At 68.4% G+C, this 18510-nt stretch carries 17 protein-coding genes and 2 riboswitches; of the genes, 11 read left to right on the forward strand and 6 right to left on the reverse strand.

The window, feature by feature from the left end:
• Nucleotides 1–431: 431 nt before the first annotated feature.
• Both ald and ACYVF3_RS17125 read right to left on the reverse strand, forming a co-directional pair.
• On the reverse strand, nt 432–1547 hold the full coding sequence (ald, locus tag ACYVF3_RS17120) for an alanine dehydrogenase (protein WP_461155220.1): 1116 nt from the start codon (nt 1545–1547) through the stop codon (nt 432–434).
• 186 nt (nt 1548–1733) lie between these two features.
• On the reverse strand, nt 1734–3287 hold the full coding sequence (locus ACYVF3_RS17125) for a PucR family transcriptional regulator (protein WP_461155221.1): 1554 nt from the start codon (nt 3285–3287) through the stop codon (nt 1734–1736).
• A 111-nt stretch (nt 3288–3398) separates the two neighbouring features.
• Nucleotides 3399–3494: riboswitch (glycine riboswitch) on the forward strand.
• Nucleotides 3495–3591: riboswitch (glycine riboswitch) on the forward strand.
• A gap of 52 nt (nt 3592–3643) precedes the next feature.
• Between ACYVF3_RS17125 and gcvH the strand changes: the two genes are divergently transcribed.
• The 4 genes from gcvH (at nt 3644) to ACYVF3_RS17145 (ending at nt 6443) form a co-directional block, all read left to right on the forward strand.
• A complete protein-coding gene (gcvH, locus tag ACYVF3_RS17130; protein WP_461155222.1) occupies nt 3644–4015 on the forward strand; it encodes a glycine cleavage system protein GcvH in 372 nt (123 codons plus the stop codon).
• A gap of 32 nt (nt 4016–4047) precedes the next feature.
• Nucleotides 4048–5403: an L-serine ammonia-lyase gene (locus tag ACYVF3_RS17135; protein ID WP_461155223.1), complete on the forward strand. Its 1356-nt coding sequence runs from the start codon at nt 4048–4050 to the stop codon at nt 5401–5403.
• Between the two features lie 153 nt (nt 5404–5556).
• The gene (locus ACYVF3_RS17140; RefSeq protein WP_461155224.1) at nt 5557–6027 is read left to right on the forward strand and encodes a MarR family winged helix-turn-helix transcriptional regulator; all 471 of its coding nucleotides are present in this window, start codon (nt 5557–5559) and stop codon (nt 6025–6027) included.
• Nucleotides 6027–6443 (forward strand): organic hydroperoxide resistance protein, encoded by a 417-nt coding sequence (locus tag ACYVF3_RS17145; protein WP_461155225.1) that lies wholly within the window; start codon nt 6027–6029, stop codon nt 6441–6443. Before ACYVF3_RS17140 ends, ACYVF3_RS17145 begins: the two co-directional genes overlap by 1 nt.
• Here the strand turns inward: ACYVF3_RS17145 and ACYVF3_RS17150 are convergent.
• The 4 genes from ACYVF3_RS17150 to ACYVF3_RS17165 form a co-directional block, all read right to left on the reverse strand.
• Nucleotides 6440–6766 (reverse strand): DUF202 domain-containing protein, encoded by a 327-nt coding sequence (locus ACYVF3_RS17150; protein WP_461155226.1) that lies wholly within the window; start codon nt 6764–6766, stop codon nt 6440–6442. The two genes, ACYVF3_RS17145 and ACYVF3_RS17150, sit on opposite strands and share 4 nt — an antisense overlap.
• Before the next feature lies 1 nt (nt 6767).
• Complete coding sequence (locus ACYVF3_RS17155; RefSeq protein WP_461155227.1) at nt 6768–7160, reverse strand: YidH family protein; 393 nt, start codon at nt 7158–7160, stop codon at nt 6768–6770.
• Between the two features lie 252 nt (nt 7161–7412).
• A complete protein-coding gene (locus ACYVF3_RS17160; protein WP_461155228.1) occupies nt 7413–8744 on the reverse strand; it encodes an AMP-binding protein in 1332 nt (443 codons plus the stop codon).
• Between the two features lie 156 nt (nt 8745–8900).
• Nucleotides 8901–9617 (reverse strand): MerR family transcriptional regulator, encoded by a 717-nt coding sequence (locus ACYVF3_RS17165; protein ID WP_461155229.1) that lies wholly within the window; start codon nt 9615–9617, stop codon nt 8901–8903.
• A gap of 127 nt (nt 9618–9744) precedes the next feature.
• Here ACYVF3_RS17165 and ACYVF3_RS17170 point away from each other — a divergent pair, with 127 nt between their 5' ends.
• From ACYVF3_RS17170 to ACYVF3_RS17200, 7 genes are all read left to right on the forward strand, one after another.
• On the forward strand, nt 9745–10875 hold the full coding sequence (locus ACYVF3_RS17170; protein ID WP_461155230.1) for a CaiB/BaiF CoA transferase family protein: 1131 nt from the start codon (nt 9745–9747) through the stop codon (nt 10873–10875).
• A 115-nt stretch (nt 10876–10990) separates the two neighbouring features.
• Nucleotides 10991–12133, forward strand: a complete 1143-nt coding sequence (locus ACYVF3_RS17175; protein ID WP_461155231.1) for an acyl-CoA dehydrogenase family protein — start codon at nt 10991–10993, stop codon at nt 12131–12133.
• Between the two features lie 60 nt (nt 12134–12193).
• A complete protein-coding gene (locus ACYVF3_RS17180; protein ID WP_461155232.1) occupies nt 12194–13345 on the forward strand; it encodes an alkaline phosphatase family protein in 1152 nt (383 codons plus the stop codon).
• A gap of 69 nt (nt 13346–13414) precedes the next feature.
• Complete coding sequence (locus ACYVF3_RS17185; RefSeq protein WP_461155233.1) at nt 13415–14194, forward strand: oxygenase MpaB family protein; 780 nt, start codon at nt 13415–13417, stop codon at nt 14192–14194.
• Between the two features lie 210 nt (nt 14195–14404).
• The gene (locus ACYVF3_RS17190; protein WP_461155234.1) at nt 14405–15907 is read left to right on the forward strand and encodes an FAD-linked oxidase C-terminal domain-containing protein; all 1503 of its coding nucleotides are present in this window, start codon (nt 14405–14407) and stop codon (nt 15905–15907) included.
• Nucleotides 15907–17151, forward strand: coding sequence for an FAD-binding oxidoreductase (locus ACYVF3_RS17195; protein ID WP_461155235.1), 1245 nt, complete (start codon nt 15907–15909; stop codon nt 17149–17151). The genes ACYVF3_RS17190 and ACYVF3_RS17195 overlap by 1 nt, the downstream gene beginning before the upstream one ends.
• Nucleotides 17151–18467: a (Fe-S)-binding protein gene (locus ACYVF3_RS17200; protein ID WP_461155236.1), complete on the forward strand. Its 1317-nt coding sequence runs from the start codon at nt 17151–17153 to the stop codon at nt 18465–18467. Before ACYVF3_RS17195 ends, ACYVF3_RS17200 begins: the two co-directional genes overlap by 1 nt.
• Nucleotides 18468–18510 lie beyond the last annotated feature (43 nt).

The following is an 18510-nucleotide window of genomic DNA, read 5'->3' on the forward strand; positions in this document are numbered from 1 at the left end:
GTCGTTACTCCGATGGGTGACATCGGCATCGAGAGTTCACGCCTGCACGGCCACTCGACCAGACTCACCCCATCGAGTGGTTATCGATTCGGCTGGAAATTGGCGGCGAAGCTCTCGCTCACGTCGTCGGCAAACCGGCGATCTTGGCCTACACTGAGAGTGGCGGCCTGCTCCCGGTGACCCCCAGGCTGGTTGAGCGGGCCGCCCCTATTCGCCGTTTTGAGCGCCTTTCCCATTCTCGGGCATGTCGGGTTTATTCGCATTCTCGCTAAAGTTGGGAATCAACCAATTCGAATTCAACCCGGTGCAAATTCCCAGGCCTGACGCTGCGGCCTCGTGCGCAGGGGAACCTTCCTGTCATCGGGAGAAAAGCGGGCTGCGAGGAAGGGAGCCTTCCTCGCAGCCCGTGGCGCGAACAACCCGGGAACGAATCAACCCAGGACGTCGCCCAGCGGCAGAGGAGTGCGGCCGTGGGCCTCGGCGACGGCCCGGTTGACCAGCTTCCCGTCGTGGGTGTTGAGACCGCCGGCCAGAGCCGCATCCGCGCGGCAGGCGCGCTGCCAGCCGGCATCGGCGATGCGCAGCACGTAGGGGAGGGTCACGTTGGTCAGCGCGTGCGTGGAAGTGGTGGGCACCGCGCCGGGCATGTTCGCCACGCAGTAGAAGACCGAGTCGTGGACCTGGTAGGTGGGCTCGTCGTGCGTGGTCGGACGGGAATCGGCGAAGCACCCGCCCTGGTCGATGGCGATGTCGACCAGCACGCTGCCCGCCTTCATCTCCGAGACCAGGTGGTTGGACACGAGCTTCGGGGCCTTGGCTCCAGCGATCAGCACGGCGCCGATCACCAGGTCCGCCGAGCGAACGGCCTGCTCGACCGCGTAGCGGTTCGAGGCCACCGTGCGGATCTGACCGTGGAAGTCCCGGTCGATCTCGCGCAGCTTGTCGACGTTGGTGTCCAGCAGCTCTACATCAGCACCCATTCCCAGGGCCACGCGAGCCGCGTTGAGGCCGGCGACGCCGCCGCCGATCACCACCACGCGTGCCGGGTGAACTCCCGGCACTCCGCCCGGCAGCACGCCGCGACCACCGCTGGGGCGCATCAACGAATGCGCGCCCACCAGCGGCGCCAGACGCCCGGCGACCTCGCTCATGGGGGCCAGCAGCGGCAGCCCGCCGCCTTCGGTCTGGACCGTCTCGTAGGCGATGCCGGTGATGCCCGATGCCAGCATCGCGTCGGTCAGGTCAGCCGACGCGGCCAGGTGCAGGTAGGTGAACAGCACCTGATCCCCGCGCAGGCGCGGGTACTCCTGCGCGATCGGCTCCTTGACCTTCAGCACGAGGTCGCCTTCGGCCCACACGTCGTCGGCGGTGGCCAGCACCTTCGCGCCTGAAGCGAGGAAGTCCTCGTCCGGGATGGATGAGCCCGCACCCGCACCTGCCTCGACGAACACGTCGTGACCGCGGGCCGTCAGCTCGTGCACACCGGCCGGGGTGATCGCGACCCGGTACTCGTTGTTCTTGATCTCGCGAGGCACTGCGATCTTCACGGTGGGGTCCTTTCGTCGTGTGAGAACAACGATCGGACGACGTGACGCACGGCGCATCATTTCCACAGCATGAGATGAGGCGGGGGTGTTTGTTCTGCCAGCACAACGTCCGTGCGTGCGGGCGGACTGGGGCAGGAGTGGCAGATCGGTTCCCATGCTCGCGACCGCGACGGTTCGCTCACCGGCTCACCCGTGCTGCGCCCACCTCTCGGTCAGCAGCTGGACCAGCAGGGCCGACCGGACGTCCGGGTCGTCGAGGTCGACGTCGACCAGCTGCCCGATCCGCTTCATCCGGTACCGGAAGGTGTTCGGGTGCACCTGGAGCTCGCGGCCGGCTTGGCGGGGGTCGCCGGGATACCGCAGCCACGCGTGCAAGGTCGCTTGGTACTCGGTGCCCTGCGCGCGATCGTGGCCGCGCAGCACCGTCAAGGGTCCCAACGTCGCGGCGCCCGCATCAGCGGCGGCCCCGGCCATCCGACTGAGGACCAGCAGGTGCCACAACTCCTCGTAGATCGCGACCCGTTGCTGCACCAATCCAGTGCGCAGGAGGCCGATCAGCTCATCGGCTTGGGCTCGGGACTGCGGCACGTCGGTGACCGGCACGGAGGTTCCCACGGCTACGAGCGGGCGAGGGGAAAGATCGTGGGAGGTCAACGCCTGACGCAGCTCCGGCCAACCGCCGCCGCGCGCCCGGTCGGGCACCAGCGCGTACAGCACGGTGCCGACCTCCGTGACCAGCGGTCGCCGCCCGATCCCGCGCGTGATCCACTCCCACATCGCCAGCCGCTGCCCCTCCGCCGGTTCTTCGGAGGCGGCCATCTCGATGGCGATCACGCGGTGCTCCTCGTGGGGGACCGCCAGTTCGTTGGCTGCGGCACGCCAGCCCTCGCTGCCGTCGAGCACCAACCGCACCTGCTCGGCCGATCGTCGCCGCTGCACGTCGGCGACCGCCCGCCAGCGCAGCAGCTGCAGCGCCACCAGCGGTGCGGTGTCGGCGAACGCGGTCGCGCGTTCCTCCGAGACGGGGCCGGGCACCACCGCCCACATCGAGCCCAGCAGCTCGCCGCCCATCCGGATCGGCATCACCAGGCGCGGCAGCGTCCCGTCCTGCTGAGCGGGCACGAAGATCGCCGAGCTGCCCTTGGTGAGCTGGCGGAACGTGCCGCGGGCGCGGAACTTCGCGAGCACGTCGTCCGGCTGCTTGCGGCCCATGATCGTGGAGATCCGCGCCGGATCGGTCAGGTCTTGCCGGGCCGAGTAAGCCAGCACCTGCGAATGGGCGTCCTCGACGGTCACCGGCGCGTCCACGACGTCGGCGACCGCGTCGGCTAGGCGGAACAGGTCCGCGACGCCGCCCCCGCTCTCCTCCGCCTGCCTGATCCCGCCTGCCAAGGCCGCGCGGATCAACCACACCAGCTGCGCCCAAGCGGTGCCGGGGCGAACCTCCACGAGGGCGACATCAGCGGTGCGCACGGCCTCCACAACAGCGCTCTGCACCGACACGGGCGGCTTGAGCAACACCGCGGCCGCGCCCTGCTCGCCGCAATCGCGCACCAAGCGCATCGCCTGCTCGGCGTCGTTGACACCCACCCCCAGCACGAGGTCACCGCCTGCGGCGGTCGTGGGCTGATCCGGTTCGGCGATGACCACGTCGCCGGCGATCGTGTTGGGCTCCGGGCTGAACACCGTGCGCAACAGGGCCGGGCCCACCCGCTCCACCAGTGCCCGGATGTCGAGCATCGAAGGGGCCTCCTCGAGGCAAGGACGTGCCGGCAGAGATCACATGTGCATTGACAGTCTCGCTGGCCCGTTTATCGTTGCTGAGCAAATCGACAATCGCATACCGGCCATCGACCCCGTGCGGGAGAGACTCTGCCAGCAGTGCAGGGCGCCGAAGGAGCAACACTCCCCAGCAAACTCTCAGGCACCCATGACCGCTCGGGCGAGGCGACTCTGGAAAGCGCTCGTCGACGTCGACGAAGCCACCCACGGTGCAAGCCGCTCCGGCGGCGAAGCTCTCAGGTTCCGCAACAGAGGGGGAGGCCCAGCCGAAACCGGGGCGCAACGGCCCCTCCAACAGCTACGGAGCCTCCCTCATGTCGCTGCCCGCGAACCTGTCCTACACCGAAGAGCACGAGTGGATCGAGGACCGGGGCGAGATCGTTCGCATCGGCATCACCGAGCACGCCGCCAGTGCCCTCGGTGACATCGTCTTCGTGCAGCTCCCCGACACCGGCGACAAGATCGAATCCGGTCAGGCCTGTGGTGAGCTCGAATCCACCAAGTCCGTCAGCGACCTGTTCGCGCCCGTCACCGGCGAGGTCGTGACCATCAACGAGTCCGCTGTGGACGACCCCGCCGTGGTCAACTCCGACCCCTACGGCGAAGGCTGGCTGATCGAGGTGCGGGTCAGCGAGACCGGTGCGACCCTCACGGCCCAGCAATACGCCGAGTTGATCAACGAGTAGCCCGGGGAACCCGGAACGAGGCGAGGCGATCAATGACGATCGGTGTCTTCGACCTGTTCTCGGTGGGGATCGGCCCGTCCAGCTCGCACACGGTGGGACCGATGCGCGCAGCGCAGCGGTTCACCGAGAGGCTGCGCGAGAACGGGTCGATCTTCAAGGTCAACAGGGTCAAAGCGGAGTTGTTCGGGTCCCTTGGCGCGACCGGTCATGGTCACGGCAGCCCGAACGCGGTCCTTCTCGGTCTGGAAGGGCATCGCCCGGAGTCGGTGGATCCGGTGGCGGGTGCGCAACGGGTCGGCGAGATCGAGGGGAGTGGTCTGCTGCGGCTCGGCGGAGACCACGTGCTGCCCTTCGACAGCGCGCGAGACCTGGTGCTGCACCGGCGCAAGTCGCTGCCGGAACACCCCAACGGCCTGCGGTTCACCGCCACCGGCAACGACGGCGGCGAGCTGGATTCTGCCGTCTACTACTCCGTGGGCGGTGGCTTCGTCGTCGACGAGGGCGCGGTCGGTGCGGACCGCGTCAAAGCGGATGAGACAGCGGTTCCCATTCCCTTCAACACCGGGGCCGAGCTGCTGTTGCGCTGCGAGGAAGCCAACCTGCCGATCAGCGGCGTGATGCTGGCCAACGAGTTGTCGTGGCGCGAGGAATCCGCGGTGCGGGCGGGCCTGCTGGACATCTGGCGGGTCATGCGGGAATGCGTCGACAACGGATGCGGCAACACCGGCGAGCTGCCCGGTGGTCTGAAGGTGCGACGGCGTGCGGCGGAGTTGGCCGCGGCGCTGACCGATCAGGACGACCCGATGGAATGGGTCACCCTGTTCGCGCTGGCGGTCAACGAGGAGAACGCGGCAGGCGGTCGCGTGGTGACCGCACCGACCAACGGTGCGGCGGGCATCGTGCCAGCGGTGCTGCACTACTACGCGCGGTTCGTTCCCGGAGCCGACGAGGACGGCGTGGTGCGCTTCATGCTCACGGCCGGGGCGATCGGCGTTCTGTTCAAGGAGAACGCATCCATCTCCGGAGCCGAGGTGGGCTGCCAGGGTGAAGTCGGCTCAGCGTGCTCGATGGCCGCAGCGGGTCTGGCCGAGGTCCTCGGCGGCACGCCGAGCCAGGTGGAGAACGCCGCGGAGATCGCGATGGAGCACAACCTGGGGCTCACCTGCGATCCGATCGGCGGGCTGGTGCAGATCCCGTGCATCGAGCGCAACGCCGTGGCTTCGGTCAAGGCGATCACCGCTGCCCGGATGGCGCTTCGCGGCAACGGCACGCACTTCGTGTCCTTGGACAAGGTTATGAAGACGATGCGGGAGACCGGCCGCGACATGAAGGTCAAGTACAAGGAGACCGCGCGCGGCGGCTTGGCCGTCAACGTCATCGAGTGCTGAGGACGCCCGGGGTGAGGATGGGAACCTTCCTGTCACCACCTCGGGCCTCTTCGTAGCTGTGACCTGCGCGGTTCATCTTCCCGACGTCTTCCAAGGGAACAGTTGTGGCCAATTAGGTTGTGCACAACTTAGTTGTGCACTACCGTTTCCGGTGTGACGACGGAATCGGGATCGACGCTGGACCGGCTGCTCTGCTTCGCGCTGCACAGCGCGTCGCGGGCCTTCACCAACCTCTACCGGCCGTTCCTCGACGAGATCGGCCTGACCTACCCGCAATACCTGGTGATGTTGGTGCTGCGGGAGCGCGAGTCGCTGACGGTCAAGGAGCTGGGCGCGCTGCTCAGGCTCGATTCGGGAACGTTGTCACCGCTGCTGAAGCGACTCCAGGCCCGCGACCTGCTCGTCCGCACTCGCAGCGAGACCGACGAGCGGTCCGTTCGCGTGGCGATCACCGAGGACGGGCGCGCCCTGTGGCAGCAGGCGCGCGACATCCCGCAGCGGATGGTGTCGGCGACGGGGATGGACCTGGGTGAGGTCGAGCAGCTGCGGACCACGTTGGAAGCCCTGACGACCACGTTGAACGACGCGGCCAACCGGGTCACCGAGAATCGGGAGACGAAGTGATGACTGTTCTGTACACGGCGGAGGCGACCGCGACGGGCGAAGGCCGCAACGGGCGAACCCGCACCTCCGACGGCTTGGTCGACCTCGAACTGGCCATCCCCAGGGAGATGGGCGGCTCCGGCGACGCGACCAACCCGGAGCAGCTGTTCGCGGCCGGCTACTCGGCGTGCTTCCACAGCGCCCTGCAGCTCGTGGCCCGCAAGAAGAAGCTCGACATCGAAGGCTCCTCGGTCACCGCCGAGGTCGGCATCGGATCGAATGGCGAAGGAGGCTTCGGCCTCAGCGTCGCCCTGGTCGTCGACCTGCCGGGCGTACCCGGTGAGCAGGCTCAGCAGATCGCGGAAGCCGCGGATGCCGTGTGCCCGTACTCCAACGCCGTCCGCGGGAACATCAACATCGACGTCCGCGTCGCCTAAGCGAACAGGACGTACACCAAGCCGGTAGCGCCGGCGAGCATCGCCAGCACCGCTGTCGCGGCGGGCAACCCCCCGCCCGGCAGCGGTGCTCGTGCGCGCAGACGACGCTCGCTGTGCTGGTGGCGGCGCCACACCAGCCACGCCACCAGCCCGCTGACCGGCAAGGTCGCCACAGCGCAGACGATCGCCGCCGTCGCGCTCTGATGCGTGATCAGCTTCAGCAGCACCAGCAGGCTCACGGTGAACGCCAATGCCGTGCGCGACCAGGCCAGCGTCGTGCGCTCGATCTGCAACCCCGGATCCCAGGGCCGGCGCTCGCTCACCTCAGAACCCGGTCACGAACAGCAGCACGCAGGCCGCCACACCGATCAGTCCCAGCCCGTAGCCCAGCGCGGGAGCGAGTCGAGGCGCGGGCAGCGGCTGACCGCGGCGCAAGGCGCGCTCGGTGGCGACCCACCTCGTGAAGGCCGTTGCGCTGCACAGAACCCCGGCCAGGAGCAATGCGATCGCCAGCACGACCCGCAGGTCGCTGGGTTCGGCCGCCACGGCGTTGAGGGCTTCGACGCCCACACCACCGGCCATCAGCGCCAACGCGGTGCGGATCCAGGCCAGGAAGGTCCGCTCGTTGGCGAGCGTGAACCGAGGATCAGGCTCCTCGCCATCTTGGTAGAGCCGCCGCGGCCAGCGCGAGCTCCCGCTTTCGCCATCGGTAGCCATGGCCTCACGTTATCTCCTCCGAATGGCTCAACGAGAGCCAGTGCCCAGTGCAAATCCCAGGCCCGGAGGGTTCGTTGCGGAAGAGGGCTGGACGTTCTCGCGATCACGGGACATCGCGAGCGCGAGCCCTCTGCGCGGTGCGCTGCGAACCGACCCGCTGGTCCCGCCGAGCGGAGCGCTGGCAGCCGATCGACTCCACGGGACCGGAGCCAGCCGGAGTGACAGGAAGGTTCCCATGCGCGGAACCCGCCGTCACAGCGCAGGCGGGAGCTCAGCGTCGAACAGCTCGGGTTTGTGGCCGGTGATCGTCAGGTACCCATCGGCGTCCAGCACGCCGACATCGCCCGTCGGCAGCCAGCCGTCGGCATCGGTGACGGGCCGGATCATGCCGTCGGCCTCCAGGTAGCCGGCGCACACCAGCGGGCCGCGCACCAGCACTTCGCCGTCCGCTGCGATGCGGACCTGGGTGCCGGGCATCGCGCGACCGACCGTTCCGGTGCGGCGCCCTCCCGAGTGGTTCGTGGTGGTGCATCCGGTCGTCTCGGCCAGTCCCCACAGTTGGCAGATCTCCAGGCCGATGCCGCTGAACTGCTCCAGCACGTCGAGATCGATCCGGCCGGTCCCGGTCGCAGGCAACACCGTCCGGCCGAGCCCGAGGCGGGCCCGCGCCCGTTGCGCGTCGCGGGCCGATCTGCGCTGTTCAGCGGAGATTTCGCGAAGCGCGCCCACCAGTCGCGACCACACCGGTGGGGAGGCGATCAGCAGAGCGGGTCTGGTTTTCGGCAGCGTGGCCAGCACGTCCTGATCAGCGCAGAAGTGCACGTGAGCGGCGTCGTGGATCGCCGCGCAGATCCCCACCAGTCGTTCGGTGATCTGGCTGAGCGGCAGGTAGCTCAGCCGCCTCGCGTTCGGCTCTGAACGGGTGAGCTGGTGCAGCGCCGCAGCGGCGAAGCAGAGGTTGCGCTGGGTCAGCACCACGCCCTTGAGACGATCGCTGTCCTCGTTCGGGTAGATGACGGTCGCCGGTGTGCCAGGAGTGATCACGTCGCTCTCGCGCCGGAGCAGCCCGGGATCCGCGCGCACGCGCTCGTCCCCTCGTCTTCGAAGATCCGCCCAGGTGTGGAAGCGGTGATCCGCGCTGATCATCACCGCGTCGTCGAGCACCACCACGTGCTCGATCGTGCTTGCGTTGCGCAGCGCTTTCGCCCATCGCCGCAGCTGATCGCCGCTCTCCAGCACCACCATTCGCGCGCGGCTGTGGGTGGCGATGGCGTGCACCTGGTCCTGGCTCAGCGCGGGATGCAGGGTGCCGGCAACGGCGCCCAGATGCGCTGCGGCGACGTCCGAGAACCAGTGCTCGGTGCGGTTGGACATCATCAGCAGGATCGTCTGACCTCGCTGCAGGCCCAGTGCGGTGAACGCGGCCGCCAGCAGCTCGACCTCCTCACCCGCCTGCTTCCAGGTGAAGGTCCGGTTGGCGTCGGTCAGCGCCGGCTCGTCGGGGAACTGCGCGATGGTGCGGGAGAACAAGCGGGGGATCGTCGTTTCCAGTGCCGCCTCGGCCCAGCCGTCCAAGGTGCTCATCGCAGCCGATCTCCCCTCGCCCCGAACAACGGTTGCGACTGACGCGCGTTGAGGCGATGAAACCTGATCGGGGCGGACCGAAACCAGCGCCGAATGCTGGAACACGTTCCGACGAACCGGTACACCCCGACGGCGTTCCGGAAGAATCAGGCGAAATCAGACGTGGTCGCGGATCACGTCGTTGACCGCGCGCTGGAAGCCGTTGACCAGGACCTGAATGGTCAACGGGCGGAGCTGGTCGGTCACCACGCGCACCCGATCGCGCTCGTTCTCGGGACGTCCTTGCTCGACGTAGGGGCGCAGCACGTTCTCGGCGAACAGCTCGCGCAGCTCGGTCGCGATCTGCGCGGTGTGCCGCTCGACGATTCCCTTGGCCTGCACCAGCATCTGCAGCGGTAGCCCCAGGTCGAGGATCTGCAGGCCCACTCCCAGCATCGCCGGGCTGGGCATCTGCAGCTTGTCCGGATCGTCGAGCCGCTTCAGGATCCCCAGCTCCACCAGGTGCTCGACCAGGTCGTCGTCGAGGTGCCTGCCCGCGCGGCGATCCAGCTCGTGGCGGTCGAGCTCCTCGGCGTGGTCGTCGGTCCACGGCGCGATCAGCGCGCGCTGCAAGGCGAGTTCATCCGGCGAGGAACCTTCCGGGATGCGCTGCAGGTGTCGCTCGATGGCGGACAGCGTGAAACCGAGCGTCTGCAGCTCGCGGATCAGATCCAGTCGCGCGAGGTGTTCAGCGCCGTACAGTCCGAGACGACCGCGCAGACGTGGAGCCGGCAGCAGCCCGCGCGACGAGTAGAACCGGACCGTTCGCACGGTCACTCCGGCACGGGCGGCCAGTTCGTCGATGGTGAGCTCTTCGTCCGCAGTTCGGAGCATGCCGACACGTTACTCCTTGACCGCTGTAACACCAACGATGTAACACTGATTGCGTCATGATTCTTGTGTCGCGTGGCACAGCGTTGTCCGAGGGCTCGGGCTTCCGCGTCGTGGAGAGGATTTTGTCGTGACGGCAACGGGTGGCCCGCTGGCCGGGGTGAAAGTCGTCGAACTCGCCGGCATCGGTCCAGCGCCCTTCTGCGCGATGCTGCTGGCCGACCTCGGCGCGGACGTCGTCCGCGTCGACCGGCCGGGCGTCAGCGGCGACGACGACCTGCTCAACCGCGGCAAGCGGTCCGTGCAGGTCGACCTCAAGCACGAAAGAGGCCCAGAAGCCGTGCTAGCGCTCGCGAAAGAGGCCGACGTGCTGCTGGAAGGCCTGCGTCCCGGTGTCACCGAACGGCTTGGAGTCGGCCCCGACCAGTGCTGGGAGCTCAACCCGAAACTCGTCTACGGGCGCATGACCGGGTGGGGCCAGGACGGCCCGCTGGCCCCCACCTCCGGTCACGACGTCGGCTACGTCTCGCTCACCGGCATGCTGCACGCCATCGGCCGCCAGGGCGGTCCGCCGCAGATCCCGGCGAACCTGCTCGGCGACTTCGGCGGCGGAGCGATGTACCTGGCGGTCGGAGTCCTCGCGGCACTGCTGGAAGCACGCGCCAGCGGTCGCGGCCAAGTCGTCGACGCCGCCATCGTCGACGGAACCGCGCACCTGGGATCCATGCTGTGGAGCTTCTTCGCGAGCGGCGGGTGGAGCACTGAACGCGGCACCAACCTGCTCGACACCGGTGCCCCCTACTACGACGTCTACGAAACGTCCGATGGCGAGTACATGTCGGTCGGCGCGCTGGAGCCCAAGTTCTACGCGGAGCTGCTCGAGAAGCTGGAACTGACAGGAAAGGTCCCAGACCGCGACGACGCCTCGACATGGCCGGAGCTCAGGGAGGCCTTCGCCGAGCGGTTCAAGCAGCGCACCCGCGCCGAGTGGACCGAAGTCTTCTACGGCACCGACGCCTGCGTCGCCCCCGTCCTGTCGATGGCCGAGGCGGAACAACACCCGCACCTGGCCGCCCGCCAGACCCTGGTGCGCCGCGAGGGCACGCTGCAACCAGCGCCCGCCCCGCGCTTCAGCCGCACCCCGAACCCCTCGCCCGGAGCGGTCGCCACTCCCGGCGCGCACACCGAAGAAGTGCTGAGCGAATGGGGCCTTTCCCACGACCTGCTCGACTCGGGCGCCATGCGCTCCGCGCCTCGGTGATCCGCGACGCGAACCACAGACAGATTCGTTCCCACACAGCCACCTCGCGGGATGACGGTGACAGGAAGGTTCCCCTCCTCGCTCCGCCCGCCACGAACCGGAAGGACGCGTGAAGATGCGCAGGGAGTTGTTCGAGCCCGAGCACGAGGCGTTCCGAGAAACGGCTCGGACCTTCATCAACAAGGAACTCGTCCCGCACAACGAGGAGTGGGAAGCCGCAGGTCAGGTCAGCCGGGAGTCCTGGCGGGCCGCCGGTGAGCACGGCCTGCTCGGTTTCGCCGTCGACGACGAGTACGGCGGTGGCGGCGTCGACGACTTCCGGTTCAACGTCGTCTTCGACGAGGAGCTGGTGTCCGCGGGCATCTCCGGGTTCGGATCGCCGCTGCACAACGACATCATCGCTCCCTACCTGACGAAGCTGGCCAACGACGAGCAGAAGCAGCGCTGGCTGCCGGGCTTCTGCTCCGGGGAACTGATCACCGCCATCGCGATGACCGAACCCGGCGCGGGCAGCGACCTTCAGGGCATCCGCACCACCGCGGTCCGCGACGGTGACGACTACGTGCTCAACGGGCAGAAGACCTTCATCAGCAACGGCATCATGTCCGACCTGGTGATCGTCGTGGCCCGCACCGACCCGGACGCGGGACACCAGGGCATCAGCCTGCTGGTCGTCGAGCGCGATATGCCCGGCTTCGAGCGCGGTCGCAACCTCGACAAGATCGGCCAGAAGGCCCAGGACACCGCCGAGCTCTACTTCACCGACGTGCGCGTGCCCGCCCGCAACCTCCTCGGTGAGGAAGGGCAGGGCTTCATCTACCTGATGCAGAACCTGCCGCAGGAACGGCTCTCGATCGGCGTGGCCGCTATTGCCTCGGCCGCCAAGGTTCTGGAGCTCACCAAGGACTACTGCCGCGAGCGCACCGCTTTCGGCCGGCCGATCGGCAAGTTCCAGAACACCCGATTCGAGCTCGCCGAGATGGAAACCGAGGTCCAGATCGGGCAGGTCTTCGCGGACCGTTGCGTGCAAGAGCACGTTCGAGGCGAACTGAGCATCGAACACGCCGCGATGGCCAAGTGGTGGCTCAGCGAGCTCAACAAGCGCGTCGTCGATCGCTGCCTGCAGCTGCACGGCGGTTTCGGCTACATGACCGAGTACCCGGTGGCCAAGGCCTACCTGGATTCCCGCGTTCAGACCATCTACGGCGGCACGACCGAAATCATGAAGGAGATCATCGGCCGTTCCATGGGATTCTGACGGTGTCCGCGGGGACCGGCGCCAGCCGGTTCCCGCGTCCCGCCGCGAAGGAGGCGAACCGTGGACTGGATCGTCGCCCCAGATCCCGATGGTCGCGCGCTGCGCGACGTCTTCCCATCGATGCTGGCCGCGATGGGCGTCGAGAGCTTCACCGACACCATCGGCATCCCGCCGTGCCGCAGTGCCCTGGTGCTGCTGGTGGACGGGCTCGGCCACGAGCTGCTGCGCGCGCACGAAGCCGACGCGCCGTTCCTGTCGAGCCTGCAGAACCCTCCGCCGCTGACAGCAGGGTTTCCCACCACCACCGTCACCAGCATCGCCTCGCTGGGCACCGGTCGTTGCGCGGGGGAGCACGGCATCGTCGGCTACACCTTCGCCGAACCGGGCGGAGGTCTGCTGCACCCCTTGAGCTGGACGGTCCGGGACTCGCCTGACGACGACCGGGCGAGCCTGATGGAGCGGTGGCCACCGGAACAGGTGCAGCCCCACGCCACCGTGTTGGAACGGGCCTCGGCGGCCGGAGTCGACGTTCGCCTCGCGGTCCCCCGTCACTTCAAGGGCACCGGCCTGACCGAGGCCTCGCTGCGCGGTGCGAATTTCCGCGGCGTACGGGAACTGGGAGACCTCGGCGCAGAGCTCCTCGACGCGGCCGAGAGCCCTGGCCCCAGCCTCTGCTACGGCTACCACGCCGGGGTGGACCATCTGGGACACGTGTACGGACCCGGTTCGATCCAGTGGCGCATGCAGCTGCGGCAGATCGACGCGTTCGCGCAGATGGTCGCCGAACGACTACCACCGGGCGTCGTGCTCTCGGTCGTCGCCGACCACGGCATGGTCGATCTGCCCCCGGAGCAGCTGATCGACGCCGACGGCGATCCAGCGCTGCTGGAGGGAGTCCGCCTGCTCGGCGGCGAGGTGCGGGCCCGCCACATCTACACCCGGCCCGGCGCGCGGGACGACGTGCTCGCCACCTGGCGGGACACCGTCGGCGAGACCGGCAGCGTCATCACCGGCGAGCAGGCGATCGACGAGGGCTACTTCGGCCCGGTGACCGACGCGGTGCGGCCGCGCATCGGCGACGTGCTCGCCCTGTTGCGCACCACCGGCGTCATCCGGTCGGTGGCAGAGCCAGGCGAATCGAAGATGCGGGGCCATCACGGCTCCCTGACCTCGGCGGAGCAACTGATACCTGTACTGATCGCAGGAGGCTGATCGGTGATGGCGGATGGTGGACTGTTCGGACCGAGAACGGTGTCCTGGCATCTGCACGGTGATCCAACGATGTGGATCGCGGGGATCTGCAGCTTGTTCCTGCAAGCGCTGCACCCGCGGGCGGTGGCCGCGGTCGTGCAGAACTCGCGGTTCCAGGAAGATCCGATCGGCAGGTTGCGCCGCACCAGCGACTTCGTCGGTGTCGCCACCTACGGGACGACGGACAAGGCCCACACCGCCGCCGAACGCGTGCGACGCGTCCACCGCAAGCTGAGTGCCGTCGATCCGCGGACCGGCGACGAGATCCGACTGGACGACCCGGACCTACTGCTCTGGGTGCACTGCGCCGAGGTCGCATCGTTCTCCGAGGTCGTGCGACGAGCGGGGTTTCCGCTCAGCGACGCCCAGCACGACCGCTACTTCGCCGAGCAGCGCCGCTCAGCGGAGCTGGTGGGCCTCGACCCGGACCAGGTGCCCGGATCACGCAGCGAGATGGATGACTACTTCCGACGCGTGCGCCCTGAGCTCGAGCGCACCCGGGAGTCGGACGTGGTGTTCCGGTTCCTGCACCACCCCTTCACGACGTGGTGGTTGCGGCCGCTCAACGTCGGCTATCTGCCGGTGGGGCACTTGGCGTATTCGCTGCTCCCGGACTGGGCGCACGACCTGCACGCCAGGCCGGCGATGCCCGGCCCGGTCGCAACGGCAGGGGCCAAGGCGTTCCGCGCGTTCGGCGGGTCGGTTCCCGACCGGATTCGGTACCGGTTCCCCAGCGGACACGTGCTGGCGGCGGTGGACCGGCTGGGGGAGCAGGCCTTCCCCTCGGCCAAGGCTCTGGTGAGTCTTTAGGACGTTCGGGTGGTGGATGGGAACCTTCCTCCCATTCCTGCCGCGCCGGTTCGACCTGCGGAGATCGTCTCTGAAGTGCATATTCGTGCACACTCGGGGTGACGGTGTTCCATCTTGTCCACCTCTTGTATCTATGTTGTGGGCAACCTAGGATTTCCGTCCACGGAACCGTTTTTCTGCCAGGCGGAAGTTTCCCCGGGAGGCTGAACGATGCAGTCGGCCAGTGTCGAAGCCGAGCGCGCGGCGGGAAGTCCGGCCGCGCTGGAGACCGCTGCAGCGGAATTCCGCGCGGCGCTGCCGGACGGCGCGGTGATCACCGATCCGCAGCGCCTGCGCACCTACGAATGCGACGGGCTCGCCAGCCACCGGGTGATCCCGGCCGTGGTTGTGCTGCCCGAGACCGCGGAGCAGGTCCGGGACGTCGTGCGAACCTGCGCCGCGCAAGGGATTCCCTTCGTCGCACGAGGGTCGGGCACCGGCCTGTCAGGCGGTGCGCTCCCGCACTCGTCCGGGGTCCTCGTGGTCACCTCCAGGATGCGCAGCATCATGGAGATCGACGTCGTCAACGAGCGCGCCGTCGTAGAGCCCGGCGTGATCAACCTCGACGTCACCAAAGCCGCTGCGCCGCAGGGCTACTACTTCGCTCCCGACCCCTCCAGTCAGCAGGTCTGCTCGGTGGGCGGCAACGTCGCCGAGAACTCGGGCGGCGCGCACTGCCTGAAGTACGGGTTCACCGTCAACCACATCCTCGGCCTCGAGGTCGTGACTCCCGACGGCGAGCTCGTCGAACTCGGATCCGATGGGCGCGAAGCTCCCGGGTACGACCTGATGGGAGCCTTCATCGGCAGCGAGGGAACGCTCGGCATCGTCACCAAGATTACCGTCCGGCTCCTGCGCAAACCAGAAGTGGTGCAGACGCTGCTCGCGGGGTTCCCTTCAACCGACGAGGCGGGCGCGGCGGTCTCGGCGATCATCGCCGACGGCGTGACGCCGGCAGCCATCGAGATGATGGACGCGCTGGCCATCGAGGCAGCGGAACAAGCCGTGCAGTGCGGATACCCGGACGACGCCGGTGCGGTCCTGGTCGTCGAGCTCGACGGGCCGGCAGCAGAGGTCGAGCACACCTTCGCCGAGGTCGAAAGGCACTGCCGCGCGCACGGAGCCTTCGAGATCCGCGTCGCCGCCGATGACGCCGAGCGGGCGACGATCTGGAAGGGCCGCAAGTCCGCCTTCGCCGCCGTGGGGCGCATCAGCCCCGACTACATCGTTCAGGACGGCGTCATCCCGCGCACCGCTCTGCCCGAGGTGCTCGGCCGCATCTCCCGCCTCTCCAGCGAATCCGGCGTGCGCGTGGCCAACGTCTTCCACGCCGGCGACGGCAACCTGCATCCGCTGGTGCTCTTCGATGACGCCGAGCCCGGTGCCGGGGAGCGTGCCGAAGCCGTGTCCGGGGCGATCCTCGACCTGTGCATCGAGCACGGCGGCTCCATCACCGGCGAGCACGGCGTCGGTGCGGACAAGGTCAAGTACATGGGCCGCATGTTCACCGCCGACGACCTCGACACGATGCAGCGAGTGCGCTGCGCCTTCGACCCGGTCGGAATCTGCAACCCGGGCAAGGTCTTCCCGACGCCCCGGCTGTGCGGAGAAGTCCCGGGACGGCGCAGAGGCGTGCACCCCCTGACCGAAGCGGGATTGGCGGACCAGTTCTGATGCAGACGAAAGACACCGAGGCCGCCCACGACGCGCTGGCGGCAGCGCTCGGCGCCGACAACGTGCGCCGGGCCGACGAGAACAGCGCGAACGAGGGGATCGGTCACCAGCTGGTGGCCGCAGTGGCCGGAACCGAGCAGGCATCGGCCGCGATGAAGGTCGCTGCCGAACACGAACTTCGCGTCGTGCCCAAGGGGTCGGGCAGCAAGCTCGACTGGGGTCCTCCGCCCCGCGACGTCGACCTGCTGCTCGACTTCTCACCTGCCAACGAGATCGTCGAACACGCGGCGGGCGACCTCGTCGTGCACGCGCTGGCAGGCACCCCGATCACCGAGATCAACCGGTTCGTGGGCGAAGGCGGGCAACAACTCGCCATCGACCAGCCCATCAGCACCGCGACCGTCGGTGGAGTCATCGCGACCGCGACCTCCGGGCCCTGCAGGCACCTGTTCGGTGGTGTCCGGGACCTGCTGATCGGCGTCACCGTCGTGCTCGCCGATGGCACCGTCACGACGGCGGGCGGCAAAGTCGTGAAGAACGTCGCCGGTTACGACCTCTGCAAGCTCTACACCGGCTCGTTCGGGACCCTCGGCGTGATCACCGAAGCGGTCTTCCGGCTGCATCCCGTCGCCGCAGAGCACCGGTGGATCACCACCATCACCGACGACCCCGCCGCGGCCGCCCGAGCCGCGGACACCATCCGCCAATCCCAAGCCATGCCCACGGCCATCGAGATCGATCGGCCCGCAGGGGGTCCTTTCACCGTCTGCGGACAGTTGGAAGGACGCCCTTCTGCCACTCACGACCGCGCGTTGCAGCTGGCGGCCGCGGTGGAGGGTGACGTCGTCGACGGGCAGCCCGAATGGTGGGGACAGCACCCCTTCGACCCCGACGGAACCGGGCTGCGAGTCGGGGCCGAACCCGGCGCCATGTCCGCGCTGCTGACCGCCATCGAGCAAAGTGCCGGTGATCTACCCATTTCCGCGCGCGGTGCGATCGGGCTCGGCGTGCTGCACGTGGGACTGCCCGCGTCCGCAGACCCGTCCGCGATCGCCCGCCTGACCTCGGAGCTGCGGGCCCGCGCCGATTACGTGGTCGTCGAACGCGCACCGCGCGCAGTCCTCGACCTCGTCGACCCGTGGGGACCCATCGCGGCAGGACCGCTCGCGCTCATGCGCCGCACCAAGGACCAGTTCGATCCGCAACACCGGCTCGCCCCCGGCCGGTTCGTGGGAGGAATCTGATGACCGAGACCCCGACCGGCCCTGGCGCCTTCGACGTCTTCCACCCGCCGCAGCGCGAACTCATCGACGACTGCGTGCACTGCGGCTTCTGCCTGCCGAGCTGTCCCACCTACGAGCTGTGGGGGGAGGAGATGGACTCCCCCCGCGGTCGCATCTACCTGATGAAGGAAGGGCTCGAGGGCGAACCGCTCACCGACAACATGGTCGAGCACTTCGACGCCTGCCTGGGTTGCATGGCATGCGTGACCGCGTGCCCTTCGGGCGTTCAGTACGGCACCTTGATCGCGGAGACGCGTGCCCAGGTCGAACGACACCACGAGCGCGGCCGGTTCGAGAAGCTGCTGCGCACGGCGATCTTCACGATGTTCCCCTACCCGAAGCGGCTTCGCGCGATGCGCGGCCCGCTCGCCCTCTACCAGCGGACCCGGCTCGGCCGGTTGCTCAAGCGCACCGGGCTGATGGACAAGCTGCCCGCTGGCCTGCAAGTCATGGAGTCCTTGGCGCCGCCCATCTCCAGAACCGAGAAACTTCCCCAGAGAACGCCGGCGAAGGGGCCTCGGCGAGCCACGGTCGGCATGATCACCGGCTGTGTCCAGTCGGCGTTCTTCCCCGACGTCAACGCGGCCACCGCCAGGATCCTCGCCGCCGAGGGCTGCGACGTGATCGTTCCTCCGTCGCAGGGCTGCTGCGGCGCGTTGAGCGAGCACTCCGGGCGGGAGGAAGAGGCCATCCGGTTCGCCCGCGAGCTGCTGGACGACTTCGAGGCCGCAGGCGTGGACCACGTGGTCATCAACTCGGCCGGATGCGGTTCGACGCTCAAGGAGTACCCGCGCCTGCTCCAGGACGACCCGGTTTACGGGGAGAAGGCCGAACGCTTCTCGTCGAAGGTGCGCGACATCGCCGAATTGCTGGTGGAGCTCGGTCCGGTGGCCGAACGCCACCCGCTGGAGGTGAAGATCGCCTACCACGATGCCTGCCACCTCGCGCACGGACAGGGTATCCGGTCGCAACCGCGCGAATTGCTTCGTGCGATCCCCGGATTGCAGCTCAGCGAGATCAACCGGGCCGAGCTGTGCTGCGGTTCGGCCGGCGTCTACAACCTGCTGCAGCCCGAACCAGCCCGGGAACTCGGTGACCGAAAGGCGGCCAACGTGCTCGACACGGGCGCGGAACTGCTGGTGACGGCCAACCCCGGTTGTTCGATGCAGATCCGCACCGCGCTGGAGCGACGCGAGGAGACCATGGCGATGGCCCACACGGTGCAAGTGCTGGATGCCTCCATCCGCGGCTTGGGCGTTCAAGCCCTCTTGCGGTGATCCCGCTCGGCGGGAGCGGGCACCAGCGGCCCCGCTCCCGCCG

The sequence above is a fragment of the Saccharopolyspora tripterygii genome, assembly GCF_054778355.1.

Bases quoted from the DNA above. Each gene is read 5' to 3' on its own strand.
- ACYVF3_RS17125 (WP_461155221.1), bottom strand. From the start codon at position 3,287: ATGCTCGACATCCGGGCACTGGTGGAGCGGGTGGGCCCGGCCCTGTTG.
- gcvH (WP_461155222.1), top strand. From the start codon at position 3,644: ATGTCGCTGCCCGCGAACCTGTCCTACACCGAAGAGCACGAGTGGATC.
- ACYVF3_RS17135 (WP_461155223.1), top strand. From the start codon at position 4,048: ATGACGATCGGTGTCTTCGACCTGTTCTCGGTGGGGATCGGCCCGTCC.
- ACYVF3_RS17145 (WP_461155225.1), top strand. From the start codon at position 6,027: ATGACTGTTCTGTACACGGCGGAGGCGACCGCGACGGGCGAAGGCCGC.
- ACYVF3_RS17155 (WP_461155227.1), bottom strand. From the start codon at position 7,160: ATGGCTACCGATGGCGAAAGCGGGAGCTCGCGCTGGCCGCGGCGGCTC.
- ACYVF3_RS17160 (WP_461155228.1), bottom strand. From the start codon at position 8,744: ATGAGCACCTTGGACGGCTGGGCCGAGGCGGCACTGGAAACGACGATC.
- ACYVF3_RS17165 (WP_461155229.1), bottom strand. From the start codon at position 9,617: ATGCTCCGAACTGCGGACGAAGAGCTCACCATCGACGAACTGGCCGCC.
- ACYVF3_RS17175 (WP_461155231.1), top strand. From the start codon at position 10,991: ATGCGCAGGGAGTTGTTCGAGCCCGAGCACGAGGCGTTCCGAGAAACG.
- ACYVF3_RS17185 (WP_461155233.1), top strand. From the start codon at position 13,415: ATGTGGATCGCGGGGATCTGCAGCTTGTTCCTGCAAGCGCTGCACCCG.
- ACYVF3_RS17190 (WP_461155234.1), top strand. From the start codon at position 14,405: ATGCAGTCGGCCAGTGTCGAAGCCGAGCGCGCGGCGGGAAGTCCGGCC.
- ACYVF3_RS17195 (WP_461155235.1), top strand. From the start codon at position 15,907: ATGCAGACGAAAGACACCGAGGCCGCCCACGACGCGCTGGCGGCAGCG.
- ACYVF3_RS17200 (WP_461155236.1), top strand. From the start codon at position 17,151: ATGACCGAGACCCCGACCGGCCCTGGCGCCTTCGACGTCTTCCACCCG.